The sequence below is a fragment of the uncultured Ruminococcus sp. genome (genome assembly GCF_937915125.1).
In the GTDB taxonomy this organism is placed as follows: domain Bacteria; phylum Bacillota; class Clostridia; order Oscillospirales; family Ruminococcaceae; genus Ruminococcus_C.
In genome coordinates, this window is sequence record NZ_CALDMP010000104.1 from 1 (window position 1) to 14925 (window position 14925).

Genomic DNA, 14925 nt, shown 5'->3' on the forward strand with positions numbered 1-14925 from the left:
AAGATGCAAGCATATGACGTACAAAGCCGTCAAGCGCTCTTTGTGCGGTGTTGCCTTACCTTTTTTTGCCTATTCTATGCCAGGATACTTTGTACGGTTCTGCCTTATTCATTGACAGAAAGCATCGTACCCATAAACACCGGCAGTGAAGTTTCCGTATCCACAATGCAGTAGACAAACGGTCGGTCGAGAACGACTTCATGCCCCATGGGTGCACATTCATCAGTCATCATAACAACTGTTGCAGCACCGGCTCTGGTGCCGTTTTCATCCACAGCGATATGCGTTTTGTGCAAAACATCGCCGATATAGAGCAAACCGGTTGCCGTATCCGCCATGTTGGAGAAATCCGCTGTGGGTTCAAATGCACCGGGCATACCCATTGCTGCAAGGGTATCCTTCAGACTGCTGTCATAGTCACAGCTGAACTTCGGCAGTCCGGTGATAACAGAGATCTGCTCCGGATTTGCCAGAGTCTCATGGAGGGATTCCGGCGTCAGTCCGTCCAGATATTCCGTGACCGTGATCCCCTCATTGGGTAACAATGCCGCAAAGGCATACCGTCCGCCCTCATAATATTTGTAGAATCCGGTGGCGTTTTCATCCTCCAGATAGGTATACTCATCGGAATACATCATTTCCACCGTCTGCGTGCTGCCGTCATAGGCGGTAAACGTCCAGTCGCCGACCTGATCCGCAAAATAAGGGCTCTGCCATTTTGCGTCAAAGGTCACTGCGTTGATCAGACACATGACGGTAGTGGGATCCAGCTCGTTGATCATCCTCGGAATCATGTAATCTGTATTCTTGGCGATCCAGCTGTTGATATCCCGGACCGTACTATCGTCAAAGGGTGCGCTGTATGCAGCCGCACCATAATAGTCAGCGTTGGTTTGCAGGAAATTCTGGGAGACCTGGAGACGCTCTGCATCATCCCGGTACCAGATGGAATTGGCAGTCAGCAGCTTGCAGGAATCGCTGTCCGGCTGAGAGGTACGCTGCGTATACAGATGCTCGTTCAACTCGTCCAGCGGCAGTCCGCCCAGAGCCGTTTCCATTTCCGCCTTTGTCTCGCCGTTCGCACCATTCGCCGTCATAGCAAGCGCCTGCATCACAGAATAGGGCGAGATCAGGGTGTTCTTGTCATTTTCCGCTGTATTTTGCAGCAAAGACAGCGCAAAGTCGGTCTGCGCCAGAACAAAAGCTTCGTCAGCTTCTGCCCCTGCCACATCCCGTGATACCAGATTTTCGAGTAGATCCTGTGCATCAAACGTAATACCCTTTTCCAGCAGAGCCTGTTTCAGCAGAGACAGATCAAATGCATTGACCGTTTTGTCCTTGTTCATATCCGCCGCCAGCCATTCGTCCTGTGTAAACCGTCTTGTGTTCAGTAGATACCGCTGCATCAGAACAGCATCCGAAACACTCAGGTTTCCGTCCAGGCTGATATCCCCGGAGGCACCTGCCGCAGCTGCACTGCATACAGGCAGATCGGTGACACTCAATACCACTGCAGATAATGCTGCGATCCATTTTTGTTTCATAAAAATCCTCCTTCTTGTCTCATACATCAATTCTGCCGTGAGAAACCACGGCGTTTGTCCTTTAGGCAATACCGCGCCAAAAACATCTGACGACCTCGCACGATAGTGCCTTCACTTTGTTATACGAAGTTAGGGGAAGAAATTGCGAATTTTATTGTAAATATTTTGTAAATAAAAAAGAGGAGAGTTACTTTTCCGGTTCAGCGTTTGCCAAAGGATACTGTCTGTACGTCCTGCATCCAATCTTTCTTGAGCATCCTGCCAGTGTTCTGCCCCGGACAGTTCTGCTTCACGGTGCGCTTCGAGTGTACCTTTTTCATTTTTACTGCATCTGCATGACCCATCCATCAGCATAACTGCAGCAGATCTACATACAATAGTGCCATGTGCTGAGGATCATTTTTGCCAGCCAATTTGTTCAGCATTCACAAAATCCCAATCACCGTATTGTCAAAAAAGTAGAAAACCTGATGTTATGCACAAAAACCATTGACAAACGTCGTGAAATAAAGAATTCAACAGAGATACGGTGTACTTCGAACGCTTTCAGGCGCACCTGAAGCATCTCGCCCAGCGACTGTTCCAGAACAAGCCGCTGCCCCAAACACTGAGCAATGACGCTGTTTTCTTCACCATGATCAAGAAAACATGCAACACACATTTCAAATGTGCCCAGTGCATCCAGGAATATATCCTGAAAACCTATAAAAAGGATATCAACGATGACGAGTTGATATCCCTCACCATTCACCTGAAAAAGATCAGTTCCTGTACTGATTTTTGAGGATATGCCGTTTGCCCTGCCCGGTACCAGCTGTGTGAACTGCATAACGGAAAAATAAAGGCAACACCGCGCAAAGAGCGCCTGACGGCTTTGCACGTCATATGCTTGCATCTTTTCCGTCATATTTCACAAAAATGCTCGTGAATACACAAAGTATTCACTGCGCTTTTTGTTTCATCTGACGAAAAATCTGACGGCGCATCTGACGCGCAATCTTTGTGCGGTGTTGCCTAAAATACGGAGGTATCATCTATGAAAGACAAAATTTTCGGGGTTTTGCAGCGAGTGGGACGCTCCTTCATGCTGCCCATTGCACTCCTTCCCGTTGCCGGTCTGCTGCTTGGCATCGGAAGCTCCTTTACAAACCCCACCACACTGGAAACATACGGATTAACTGAGATCATCCGGGAGGGCGGTGTTCTGTACACCATCCTGGACATCATGAGCAAAACAGGCAGCGTTGTCTTTGACAATCTGGCATTGCTGTTTGCCATGGGTGTTGCCATTGGTATGGCAAAGAAAGAAAAAGAAGTTGCCGCTCTTTCCGGTGCCATCGGCTACCTGATCATGAACACGGCTATCAGTACGCTGATCTCCGCCAAAGGCGGCGTGGAGGCTATGGCTGCAAACTCCACCACCACGACTCTTGGCATCACGACACTCCAGATGGGTGTGTTCGGCGGTATTATCGTGGGGCTTGGTGTTGCTGCACTGCACAACCGGTTCTACAAAATCCAGCTGCCCCAGGTGTTATCCTTTTTCGGCGGCACAAGATTTGTGCCCATCATCACCAGCGTAGTATACCTGATTGTGGGTGTCGCCATGTTCTACATCTGGCCTGTGGTTCAGAACGGCATTGCCCATCTGGGTCAGCTGGTACTGGCATCCGGCTATGCTGGCACATGGATCTATGGTATTATCGAGCGTGCACTGATTCCCTTTGGTCTGCACCATGTATTCTACATGCCCTTCTGGCAGACTGAACTTGGCGGCTCCATGATCATTGACGGTGTCACCGTACAGGGCGCCCAGAACATCTTCTTTGCAGAGCTGGCTTCCAAATCCACAGAGCATTTTTCTGTATCTGCTACCAGATTTATGTCCGGTAAGTTCCCGTTCATGATCTTCGGTCTCCCTGCTGCTGCATTTGCCATGTACAGAGCTGCCCGGCCGGAAAAGAAAAAGGTAGTAGGCGGTCTGCTCCTCTCTGCTGCACTGACATCTATGCTGACCGGTATCACAGAACCTCTGGAATTCACGTTCCTGTTCGTAGCACCTGCTATGTATGCGGTACACTGTGTTCTCGCAGGTCTTTCCTACATGCTGATGCACATTTTCAATGTGGGCGTAGGCATGACCTTCTCCGGCGGTGCCATTGACCTGACCCTGTTCGGTATCCTGCAGGGCAACGAAAAGACAAACTGGATCTGGATCATTATTGTGGGACTGGTCTACGCTGTTGTGTACTACTTTGTATTCTACTTTATGATCACCAAGTTCAACCTGAAAACACCCGGCAGAGAAGCCGATGATGAAGAAACCAAACTCTATACCCGCAAGGACATGAATGCAAAAAAAGAAGGCGCTCCAACGAGCTGTGACGGATTCGACAGAGTCAGCGCACTCATCCTGAAAGGTCTGGGCGGCAAATCCAATCTTTCCGATGTAGACTGCTGTGCAACACGGCTGAGAGTCACTGTGATCCAGCCTGACCTGGTACAGGACAGCCTGCTGAAAGAAAGCGGCGCATCCGGTGTGATCCACAAGGGCAATGGCGTACAGGTCATTTATGGACCTCAGGTTTCTGTAGTCAAGTCCAATCTGGAGGATTTCCTGGAAACTCCGGACGCAGACAATGTAGACGCACTGCTGGGCGGCGAAACTGCGCCGGAATCTGTTCCGGCAGAAGCGCAGGAGAAGCCGGCGAAGCAGGAAACACAGTCTCTTGCCTTGTATGCCCACATGAACGGCAAGTTTGTCGCACTGGAAGATGTGCAGGACGAAGCCTTTTCTTCCAAGGTACTGGGCGAAGGTGCTGCCATTGCGCCCACAGAGGGCAAGCTTTATGCACCCTGCGACGGCAAGGTGGACATGGTATTTGACACCAAGCACGCCATCAATCTGGTGTCCAATGAAGGCTGCGAGATCCTGCTCCACATCGGCATTGACACCGTAAAGCTGAACGGCAAATTCTTCGAAACGCACGTGACAGACGGGCAGGAGATCCACAAGGGCGATCTGCTGATCTCCTTCGACCTGGATGGCATCCGCAATGCCGGATACCAGACCACAACCCCCATGATCATCTGCAATACAGATGATTACAACACAGTAGAAGCGATCCATACGGAACAGGTATCCGCTGGCGATAAACTGATCGAAATCAAATAAACTGAACTTATGAAAGGAAGTATTACAATGAAAACATTTGCTTACACCATCAAGGACGAACTGGGAATCCACGCAAGACCCGCAGGTATGCTGGCAAAGGCTGCAAAGGCACTGGACAGCGAGATCACCATTACCAAAGGGGACAAGACCGTCGGTGCCACAAAGCTCATGGCACTCATGGGGCTGGGCGTAAAATGCGGTGACACCATCACTGTTACAGCAAACGGCGGCAATGAAGACGCTGCACTGGAAGAGATCAGAAACTTCCTGGAAGCAAATCTCTGATCTGATTCAGCGGGGACGCAGGAGGTATCACAATGAATATCTGGCATGACATTGACGAAGATCGCATTTTTCCCACAGACTTTATTTCAGTCATTGAAATTTCCAAAGGCAGCAACATGAAATATGAGCTGGACAAAAAAACAGGGATGCTGTCCCTGGACAGAATCCTGTTCACAGCAACGTATTATCCCATGAACTACGGCTTTATTCCGCGCACTTACGGCGACGACAACGACCCGCTGGATGTTCTCCTCCTCTGCTCCCAGCCCATCCAGCCCCTGACGCTGGTCCGGAGCTATCCCATCGGCGTCATGTATATGGAGGACGGCGGAATGGGCGATGAAAAGATCATTGCCATTCCCTACGGTGATCCCACATACATGGCATACACCGATGTAAAAGAGCTGCCAAAGCATATTTTTGAAGAACTGAGACACTTTTTCTCCGTTTACAAACAGCTGGAAAGCAAGAAAACAGACGTCCGGGAAATCGGCGGTCCCATTGAAGCTGTTGCCGTCATTGAAAAGGCAATGGAAAACTACAAGAACAAATTCTGCACCGCTGACAGCACAGAAAGGGGATGAGACCTATGGTGAAATATCAAGGAAAAGGCGTTTACGGCGCAATTGCCATTGGCAGAATTTCTGTCTTCAAACGGCAGGATGTTCAGGTCAAGCGCATGAAAATTGACGACACCGCCGGCGAGCTTGCCCGTCTCGAAGCGGCAAAGGAAAAAGCCACTGCCCAGCTTCAGGGCATCTACGAGAAGGCACTGAAAGAAGTGGGCGAAGCCAACGCACAGATCTTTGAGATCCACATGATGATGATCGAAGATGACGACTATAACGAAGCTATTACGGAAATGATTCAGGGTCAGAACGTGAATGCAGAGTATGCAGTGGCAGTCACCGCCGACAACTTTGCCGAGATGTTTTCTTCCATGGACGACAGCTATATGCAGGCAAGAGCCGCAGATGTACGTGACATTTCCAACCGCATCATTGCGTGTATGAACGACTGCGAAACAGAGCATTCCCTCTCTGGAGAAAAGGTGATCATTTGTGCCGATGATCTGGCACCCAGTGAAACCGTATCCCTGGACAAGGAACAAGTGCTTGCCTTTGTGACTTCCTACGGCTCGTCCAATTCTCACACGGCGATCCTCGCCAGAAACATGAATATCCCTGCTATCATCGGACTGGGAGAAGCATTTCTAACAGAGATTCAAGATGGAACAATTGCCATTGCAGACGGATTTACTGGCTCATTTATCGTAGACCCCGATGAGGCGACCCTGTCCGCATACCGGCAAAAACAGCAGGCAGAGGAAGAAAAGAAAAAGCTGCTCCAGGAGTTGAAAGGGAAAGAGAACATCACTCTGGACGGCAGAAAGATCAATATCTTCGCCAATATCGGCAGTGTGGACAACATCGGTGCCGTGCTTGTCAACGATGCAGGAGGCATCGGCTTGTTCCGCAGTGAGTTCCTGTATCTGGAGAATACGGACTACCCCACCGAGGAGGAACAGTTCAAGATTTATAAGCGTGTCCTGGAGAGCATGGCACCCAAAAAAGTCATTATCCGTACCCTGGACATCGGTGCAGACAAGCAGGCAGAGTATTTCCATCTGGAAAAAGAGGAAAACCCTGCGCTGGGACTTCGTGCCATCCGTCTGTGCCTGTCACGGCCGGAGATCTTCCGGGTACAGCTCCGGGCATTGTACCGTGCCTCTGTATACGGCAAGCTTGGCATCATGTTCCCCATGATCACCAGCACCTCTGAACTGGAAGAGATCCTCGCACTTTGCGATGAAGTAAAGCGAGAACTGGATGCAGATCAGATCGAATATTCCGACAACATTGAACTGGGCATTATGATCGAAACGCCTGCCGCTGCGCTGATCAGTGACAGACTGGCACCTATGGTGGACTTTTTCAGTGTAGGCACAAACGATTTGACCCAGTATACTTTAGCATGTGACCGGCAGAATCCCCACATCGAGCGGTTCTGCGACACCCATCACGAAGCCATTCTGCGGCTGATCGAACTATCTGCCAAAAACGCCCACGAACACGGCGCATGGATCGGTATCTGCGGCGAACTGGCAGCAGATACAACGCTGACAGAAACGTTCCTGCGAATGGGCATTGATGAGCTTTCCGTTTCTCCCACTTTTGTTCTGAAAGTAAGAGATGCTGTGAGAAAGATCAATTTATCTGAATAATATAATCCCCTTGTTCCTGCAAATTGCAGAGCAAGGGGATTTTCATGTTTAGGGCAACACTGCACAGAGATTGTGCGTCAGATGCGCCGTCAGATTTTTCGTCAGATGAAACAAAAATGCTCGTGAATACTTTGTGTATTCACGAGCATTTTTGTGAAATATGACGGAAAAGATGCAAGCATATGACGTGCAAAGCCGGCAGGCGCTCTTTGTACGGTGTTGCCTTGAATTTATTTTATGATTTCAACAGCATGGTACGCATTGTTGCAAGATCAAAGCCGTTCAGAATGCCATCCGCATAGACGTCTGCTGCCTCTGGATTCGCCAAGGTGACTGATTTCGCCAACAGCCACTGCTGCAACAGAACCACATCGGCAATGCTAAAAACGCCGTCCTCATTGACATCCGCAGCGACTTCGGATTGCTCCGGTGCAGGATAGCCGTATATGGCTAGTTCATTCAGATCGCCGCCGCCCTTGACGATTTTCAGCTTGTCTGTGGGCTGGCTTTCATCTGTCAGGGCAATGTTGCGGTACATATAGCCGCCCATGTCGCTGGACCACAAAAGCGTGTCTGTATTGGCATCGTAGATTTCCAGACTGCCTGTTCCGTAGGTGTCATAGACACCGAATCCATTCAGCACATACGGCGCATCCAATGTCACATAACAGGTGATGCCGGAAGCGGTCACATTCGTCTCCGGCGTTTCCAGAGCGGAAGTGTTGCCGTAATAAAACTGCGGCATGGTATCCGGTTCGTCAAACATCCGGTAGAATTGATCCAGGGTACTATCAGAAGGAGCCGCAGACAAATCGCATATTTCTGTGCTGTTATCACTGCTGAGGCAGAGGGATTGTGGTGTAATATACTGTCCCTTGCCGTTGATGATCGTTTGTGTTTGTCCGGAAACAGTGAGAAATACCGGTGTTTCAGAGATGTCAACAGAAACGCTCTCCTTATTGATCTCCAGTTCCGTTGTAACGCCCTCGGCATAAGTACCGGGAACGGTCAGATAAGCATGGGCGGCATTGCCTACGGAAATAGAATATCCCGGAATGGTCGTTCCGTCGGAAGTCGGTGACCACAGGCAATAGATCGTATTTCCATTGGTGCGGTCTGTAAATGTCTGGCAGCAGATTCCGTTTTCTGCGGATGCGGCGAGGAGATCGGCATGCTCCAGAACCGTTGTCATGCAGGAAACGTAATACCATGCCAGTTTTTTGTCCCACTTGCCCTTTTCAGTGACCAAGCCGGAATCGGCGTAGACACCACCGCCGCCCTCATCACGCAGCTGGAATTTTGTCATACGATCCACGCCTGCACCGATTGCTGTGAGATAGGTTCTTGCCACACGCTGGGCGTAGCGGAGCTGGTATGTTTCATTCTCGTGGTTGTCCACACCCTCAATTGCACAGTCGCCCATAGGTACTTCAAATTCAGAGATCCACAATTCTGTTCCCGGTGCATTTTCGTCGATCCATGCCTGGATCTCCTGAATTTTTTTCACCATACCGGAATTTTCCGGGTCTATGGCATTCGGGCTGAGGTGGACATTGATGATATCCACTGCAAATTTTCCGTCGGAACGGTTATAGTCAAACCAGAGCTTCATCTCTGACAGATAATCCAGCACAAACTCCGTTGTCAGCAATCCGCCTACCGCAAGCTTGAAATCAGGATCAGCTGTTTTGACACCGGCATTGGGAATGGTCCCCTCATGGCCGTCATAGTCGGCAGAGCACATGGCAGCCAATTCATATGGCGTGAAATAATCCGCTTTGCCGCCCCATGTCTTATTGGGCTCGTTAGAATTTTCCGCTGCATGCAGCAGTCCCAGTCCGATTTTTTCTTCACTGCCATCCGCAACATTTAAGGTTGCAGGGTCAATTTCTGTGTTGCTGCCGTATCTTGCAGCAACCTGATACATTGCCTGGGCATGAACGGCATAGCTTTTCGGGTCTGTAGTATCTGCGCCAGGTGCTGTGGGGATTTCCGGCGGATCATCGCTGCCCGATACAACGGAACTGCCACCCTGAAAGCAGGGGATAATGCTGATGTCCTGTGCTTTCATGGATGCGTAGTAGCTGTCCATATCGCCCCAGGTGCCCTGGGTGAACTTGACCTTGCCGGTTTCATCCAACAGCCAGCTGAAATTGTGATATTCCCGGACATTCCCTGCCGCCATGATGGCTGTCATGGGGTCATCAATAAAGGCATTGAAGCCGATTTTCTGTCCGGCAGTCAGAGATGTTTTTTCGCCGCCGGAAGGCTTTGCGGCAGTTTTTGCTTTTTGTGCCTCCGTCAGCTCCGACACTTGATACCCGTACAATGCCAGTTCACTGACACCGCTGTCTCCGCAAGAAGTGGAAAAACGCAGGTAACGTGTGGTATGAGTTTCTGTGGGTGTGACGCTCCGCCATGCCATATACTGATCGGTTGTAAACTGCGTCAGGGTCTGCCATGCAAAGGGTTCGCCATATTCCACTGTCCAATCCTGAATGCCATTTGCGTCCAGAAAACAAATGCCTGTTATGACATAATTTGCCCCCAGGTCGATATAAAAGGAATCCTCTCCGTATTCTGCCTGTAGATTGGGTTTCCAGTTGGTGCGGGATGTTTTATTCCACAATTCCGTTCCCACCTCCAGCTGTGTGACAGACGAAGGCACCTTGTCCTGGTCGTCAAATAACACAGAAGCATCATGCAGATAGTCCGCACCCAGGTATACCAGATTTTCGTCCATGACAGAAAAATGTGAAATATCCAGAAGTGCTGATTCCGTTTCCGCAGAGGCTGCCGGGATTGCAGATACGCCGGACAGACAGCATGCAGATGCTGCTGCACAGGCGAGTAGACGATGTTTTTTCATTTACCATTCACCTCATATCATATTCCAAAGGCAACGATGCATTTTTGTAAACCTTTGCTATAAGCTTGATTCTATTATACCATAACCCAAGAATTCTTTCAAGGTATTTAACCGCTATTTCACGGAAATCAATTTTATGTTTCAATCCAATCACCCCTCCACCATTGCTGCGCAATGGTCCCCCTCCCCTTTCAGGGGAGGCAACTAAGGCTCCCTTGAAAGGGGAGCTGGCACGGCGTAGCCGTGACTGAGGGGTTCTTTCCTATAAAATTGATTTCCGTACCGCTAATTTGACAGATAAAATCGTATTCCTGCCTTGGAAAAATACATAGCAAATCATATTTTATCCAAGCATACCACTTGACTTTATAGTTTATTTCTTCTATAATGGAAAAGGAACGGGTTTCAATAGCCGTGTGGGCTATTTTTGAAATGAAACCCCAAACAATCAAAAGACGATTGGATTGATAACATGCATACAGAATTTTTAATGGGAAATGCGGCAATTGCAATGGGCGCAATTGCTGCCGGACTGAATGTGGTTTCCGGCTATCCGGGAACGCCATCCACTGAAGTGCTGGAGACGACTGCAAAACATAACTCCGGCGACATTTATGTAGAATGGTCCGTCAATGAAAAGGCAGCCATGGAGTTGGCTGCCGGTGCTGCCTATTGCGGTGCCAGAACTATGGTGACGATGAAGCAGGTGGGGCTGAATGTTGCCTCCGATCCGCTGATGAGTCTGGCGTATATCGGTGTAAAAGGCGGCATGGTCGTACTGGTCGCAGATGATCCGGGACCGATCTCTTCTCAGACAGAACAGGACACACGCCATTTTGCAGCGTTTTCCAAGCTGCCCTGTTTTGACCCTTCCAGTGTTCAGGAAGCATATGATATGATCCAGGAGGCCTTCGCCTATTCAGAACAGTATCATACACCGGTACTGTTTCGCCCTACGACACGTATCTGCCATGGCTACGCCTCCATCACAGTAAAGGATCCAGAAGAATATACAGAAAACAAGCCGGAGGGATTCGTAAAGGATTCCTCCAAATGGGTCATATTTCCGAAGCTTTCTTATTGCAGCCATATGCAGATCGAAGCCCGGAACGAGACACTCTCCCATGTTTTTTCCCAGTATGCCCGGAATCAGATCTTTCCCGCTGGAGATCCTTCCTGTAAAAAAGGTATCGCCACCCATGGGATCAACTTTGCCTATACCATGGAGACTTTGCGTGATCAGAATGCACCTCGCCTGTTCAAAGTGGCAACACCCTTTCCGTTCCCGGAAAAAGCTGCCCTTGCATTTCTGGAGGGACTGGATGAAGTGCTCTGTATTGAGGAGCTGGATCCTGTCATAGAACGGGAACTGGTCTATCTCTGCGGCAAGTATCATCTCCCCACTCGCATCCGTGGAAAACTGACACACGATATTGGGGCTGCCGGTGAAAACAGCTGTGACAGCGTTGGTGCTGCCATAGCTGCATTTCTGGGATGGGAGAAGCCGGAAGAACCTGCGGTAGAAGCACCGCCGGAGCTGCCGGTTCGTCCGCCGGTGCTGTGCGCCGGATGTCCCCACCGAGCTTCCTTTTATGCAGTAAAAGAGGCAATGAAGGGCAGGAAAAGTGTATTTTGCGGAGATATCGGATGTTACACTCTGGGAAACGCCATGCCGCTGGATATGGTGGATACCTGCCTTTGCATGGGGGCAGGCGTCAATATGACCCAGGGAATCGGCAAGGTTGAACCGGACACCGTGTGCTTTGCCTTTGTGGGAGATTCCACCTTCTTTGCATCTGCCATTACCGGTGTGGTCAATGCGGTGTATAATCAGGCAAATATGACACTGATCGTACTGGACAATTCCACCACTGCCATGACAGGACATCAGCCGCACCCCGGCACCGGAAAAACCATGATGGGTGAAGTGGTGGAAAAAGTCAGCATAGAGGCTGTTTTACGTGGAATCGGGCTGAAAACGGTGGAAACTGTGGATCCGCTGCATTTGCAGGAAGCCATAGACTGTGTCAAGAATGTTGCCCTGCAGGACGGCGTAAAGGCGATCATTTTCAAGTCTCCCTGTGTTGCGCTTATGCGATCCGGTGTACCGGCGGCAGTGGAGGAAGAAAAGTGTATACAGTGTAAAAAATGTATTCGTACACTGGGCTGTCCGGGTATCATTCTTCGGGACGGCAAGGTACAGATCGAGCGTTCGCTCTGTACCGGCTGCGGTGTTTGCAGTCAGATATGTCCGGTACATGCAATTGGAGGTGGCTGTCATGCATAAAAATATTCTGCTCTGCGGTGTGGGCGGTCAGGGAATCGTTCTGACATCAAAGCTCATTGCCTCCGCTGCAATGGCAAAGGGAATTCCGGTCATGAGTGCTGAAACCATCGGCATGGCGCAGAAAGGCGGCAGCGTGTTTAGCTTTCTGCGTATGGGAGAGGGACTGTATTGTCCTATGTTCCCGAAACATTCTGCGGATCTCATCATCGGATTTGAACCGGCGGAGACTGTGCGGATGCTGCCATATCTGAAACCGGATGGATGTGTGATTCTGAATACACATCCCATTCAGCCGGTGACAGCCACTCTGAATGGTGTGTCATACGACAGCGATGCAATGGCGGCTTATTTGCAGCGCCAGGTCTCACGGCTGACATTGCTGGACGGCGAAGCGGCTTGCATGGAGATCGGTTCACCCAAGGTATTGAACATGGTGATGCTGGGGGCAGTGCTGCAGCAGGGCGTTCTGCCGCTGACGCTGGAAGAAGTCGTAGAAGCCATGCAGCGCTCCGTAAAACCGCAGTTTCATGCGATGAACCAGAAAGCGCTTGCATTTTCAAAAAAGTAAAGGCAATACCGCACAAAGATTGCACGTTAGATGCGTAGTCAGATTTTTCGTCAGATGAAACAAAAAGCGCAGTGAATACTTTGTGTATTCACGAGCATTTTTGTGAAATATGACGGAAAAGATGCAAGCATATGACGTGCAAAGCCGCTAGGCGCTCTTTGTGTGGTGTTGCCTAAAGGTTACCTCTAAAACCAGAAAGGATATGAAGCTATGAAAATTTCAGAACAGCAGCTGGCACTTGTCAACAGCCGCATCCAGGCATTGATCAATTCCAACAGCTTTTATGGCAAAAAGCTGGAAGATGCCGGTGTTTCCGCAGTACATACACCGGAAGAGTTTGCGAAACTGCCCTTTTCAGAGAAGAAGGATCTGCGGGATGCCTATCCCCTGGGGCTTATGACAGCACCGGAAGAAAAAATCGTCCGCATTCATTCTTCCTCCGGCACCACTGGAACACCCGTGATCATTCCCTATACTGCAAAAGATGTGGATGACTGGGCGATTCAGTTCAAACGCTGCTACGAAATGGCAGGTATCACACCAATGGATCGGATTCAGGTCACGCCTGGATATGGTCTCTGGACTGCCGGTATCGGTTTCCAGAATGGTGCAGAAAAGCTGGGGGCTATGGTAATCCCCATGGGTCCGGGCAATACGGACAAGCAGCTGCAAATGATGATGGATATGAAGAGCACCGTACTTTGTTCTACATCATCCTATGCGCTGCTGCTGGCAGAGGAAATCCAGAAACGCGGCATGAAGGATAAGATTCATCTGAAAAAAGGCGTGATCGGCTCTGAACGTTGGAGTCAGAAAATGCGCGACCGTATCTCTGGAGAGCTTGGCATTGAACTGTACGATATTTACGGACTGACAGAAATTTATGGTCCTGGAATCGGCATCAGCTGTCGGGAAAACTGCGGCATGCATTATTGGGATGATTTCATTTATCTGGAGATCATTGATCCTGTAACCGGGGAAAATCTGCCGGACGGTGAGATCGGTGAAATTGTGATCACCACCTTGGTAAAAGAGGGTGCTCCTCTCATTCGCTATCGCACCCATGACCTGTCCAGAATCATTCCGGGAGACTGTCCCTGCGGCAGCAAGTTCCCACGAATCGATATGATCATGGGACGAACAGACGATATGATGAAAATTAAGGGCGTCAATGTATTCCCTAGCCAGATTGAAGAAGTGCTTGGAACATTTCAGGAGATCTCCAGCGAATATCAGATCCGTATCTCTCATCTGGATGGAAAAGATACCATGCGCATTTATGTGGAGTCAAATGGTACTGTTGATTTTGCAGACCTGAGCCGCCGTATCGCTGAAAAGGTCAAAAGCCGTATTGGATTTACACCAATTGTTAAAGTTGTAGAAATCGGCGTGCTGCCGCGCAGTATGAAAAAGACCGCCCGTGTGATCGATGAGCGCTATAATTAAGGTGGTACAGTGCGTCAGATGCGCAGTCAGCCCGTTGAATGAAAAAATGACGAAATCTAGCTTGCTCGGGGATTGACAAACTAGATCTCGTAAAACAAGAAGGCATCCATCATGATGATGGATGCCTTAATCTTTGTTAGTTACCCATTTGTTATGTGTTAGTGACCGTCTGAATTTTACCCGGCTTCAGATAAATCCAAATCGACAAAAACAACGCAAACAGATAATTTTGAAAGTTCCCAATAGGGATAAGATTATCTCTTGCAAAAGTGAAAGTGCTGGTATTCCGGGCGTTTTTGGCGGATTTGTTAGCTACCTGTTAGCTATGGAAAAGGCATCACATTGATTTTACAGTTCATGTTCTTAAAACAACACTTTTAAGAAAATGGCATCTTCAATAGTTGATAGGCATGAAACTATCGTTTCGGAACTGCTCTCAAACACCATCTCCACATTTGGTGTCAATGGATGGTTTAGGCAATACCGCACAAAGATTGTGCGTCAGATGTACTCTACGAGCATAAACT

10 protein-coding genes are annotated in these 14925 nt (G+C 49.3%); 8 read left to right on the forward strand and 2 right to left on the reverse strand.

Going from position 1 to position 14925, the window contains the following annotated elements:
* Positions 1 to 104 precede the first annotated feature (104 nt).
* Complete coding sequence (locus tag Q0418_RS10860; RefSeq protein ID WP_298484154.1) at positions 105 to 1544, reverse strand: serpin family protein; 1440 nt, start codon at positions 1542 to 1544, stop codon at positions 105 to 107.
* A 529-nt stretch (positions 1545 to 2073) separates the two neighbouring features.
* Between Q0418_RS10860 and Q0418_RS11060 the strand changes: the two genes are divergently transcribed.
* From Q0418_RS11060 to ptsP, 5 genes are all read left to right on the forward strand, one after another.
* Positions 2074 to 2328, forward strand: a complete 255-nt coding sequence (locus Q0418_RS11060; RefSeq protein WP_367276269.1) for a PRD domain-containing protein — start codon at positions 2074 to 2076, stop codon at positions 2326 to 2328.
* 252 nt (positions 2329 to 2580) lie between these two features.
* A complete protein-coding gene (locus Q0418_RS10870) occupies positions 2581 to 4719 on the forward strand; it encodes a PTS transporter subunit IIABC (protein WP_298484156.1) in 2139 nt (712 codons plus the stop codon).
* Between the two features lie 27 nt (positions 4720 to 4746).
* Positions 4747 to 5004 carry an HPr family phosphocarrier protein gene (locus Q0418_RS10875; protein WP_298484157.1) on the forward strand — a complete coding sequence of 86 codons (258 nt, stop codon included), beginning with the start codon at positions 4747 to 4749 and terminating at the stop codon, positions 5002 to 5004.
* Between the two features lie 32 nt (positions 5005 to 5036).
* On the forward strand, positions 5037 to 5588 hold the full coding sequence (locus tag Q0418_RS10880) for an inorganic diphosphatase (protein ID WP_298484158.1): 552 nt from the start codon (positions 5037 to 5039) through the stop codon (positions 5586 to 5588).
* Between the two features lie 5 nt (positions 5589 to 5593).
* Positions 5594 to 7228, forward strand: a complete 1635-nt coding sequence (ptsP, locus tag Q0418_RS10885) for a phosphoenolpyruvate--protein phosphotransferase (RefSeq protein WP_298484159.1) — start codon at positions 5594 to 5596, stop codon at positions 7226 to 7228.
* 235 nt (positions 7229 to 7463) lie between these two features.
* Here the strand turns inward: ptsP and Q0418_RS10890 are convergent, their stop codons facing one another.
* Positions 7464 to 10097, reverse strand: coding sequence for a dockerin type I repeat-containing protein (locus Q0418_RS10890; protein ID WP_298484160.1), 2634 nt, complete (start codon positions 10095 to 10097; stop codon positions 7464 to 7466).
* A 472-nt stretch (positions 10098 to 10569) separates the two neighbouring features.
* Here Q0418_RS10890 and iorA point away from each other — a divergent pair, with 472 nt between their 5' ends.
* The 3 genes from iorA (at position 10570) to Q0418_RS10905 (ending at position 14398) form a co-directional block, all read left to right on the forward strand.
* A complete protein-coding gene (gene iorA / locus Q0418_RS10895) occupies positions 10570 to 12384 on the forward strand; it encodes an indolepyruvate ferredoxin oxidoreductase subunit alpha (protein WP_298484161.1) in 1815 nt (604 codons plus the stop codon).
* Positions 12377 to 12952 carry an indolepyruvate oxidoreductase subunit beta gene (locus tag Q0418_RS10900; protein WP_298484162.1) on the forward strand — a complete coding sequence of 192 codons (576 nt, stop codon included), beginning with the start codon at positions 12377 to 12379 and terminating at the stop codon, positions 12950 to 12952. The genes iorA and Q0418_RS10900 overlap by 8 nt, the downstream gene beginning before the upstream one ends.
* A gap of 210 nt (positions 12953 to 13162) precedes the next feature.
* A complete protein-coding gene (locus Q0418_RS10905) occupies positions 13163 to 14398 on the forward strand; it encodes a phenylacetate--CoA ligase family protein (RefSeq protein ID WP_298484163.1) in 1236 nt (411 codons plus the stop codon).
* Positions 14399 to 14925: the final 527 nt, after the last annotated feature.

Excerpts from the sequence above, each read along its gene's own strand:
- Q0418_RS10900 (WP_298484162.1), top strand. The coding sequence starts at position 12,377 with ATGCATAAAAATATTCTGCTCTGCGGTGTGGGCGGTCAGGGAATCGTT.
- Q0418_RS10875 (WP_298484157.1), top strand. The coding sequence starts at position 4,747 with ATGAAAACATTTGCTTACACCATCAAGGACGAACTGGGAATCCACGCA.
- Q0418_RS10860 (WP_298484154.1), bottom strand. The coding sequence starts at position 1,544 with ATGAAACAAAAATGGATCGCAGCATTATCTGCAGTGGTATTGAGTGTC.
- Q0418_RS10905 (WP_298484163.1), top strand. The coding sequence starts at position 13,163 with ATGAAAATTTCAGAACAGCAGCTGGCACTTGTCAACAGCCGCATCCAG.
- iorA (WP_298484161.1), top strand. The coding sequence starts at position 10,570 with ATGCATACAGAATTTTTAATGGGAAATGCGGCAATTGCAATGGGCGCA.
- ptsP (WP_298484159.1), top strand. The coding sequence starts at position 5,594 with ATGGTGAAATATCAAGGAAAAGGCGTTTACGGCGCAATTGCCATTGGC.
- Q0418_RS10870 (WP_298484156.1), top strand. The coding sequence starts at position 2,581 with ATGAAAGACAAAATTTTCGGGGTTTTGCAGCGAGTGGGACGCTCCTTC.
- Q0418_RS10890 (WP_298484160.1), bottom strand. The coding sequence starts at position 10,097 with ATGAAAAAACATCGTCTACTCGCCTGTGCAGCAGCATCTGCATGCTGT.
- Q0418_RS10880 (WP_298484158.1), top strand. The coding sequence starts at position 5,037 with ATGAATATCTGGCATGACATTGACGAAGATCGCATTTTTCCCACAGAC.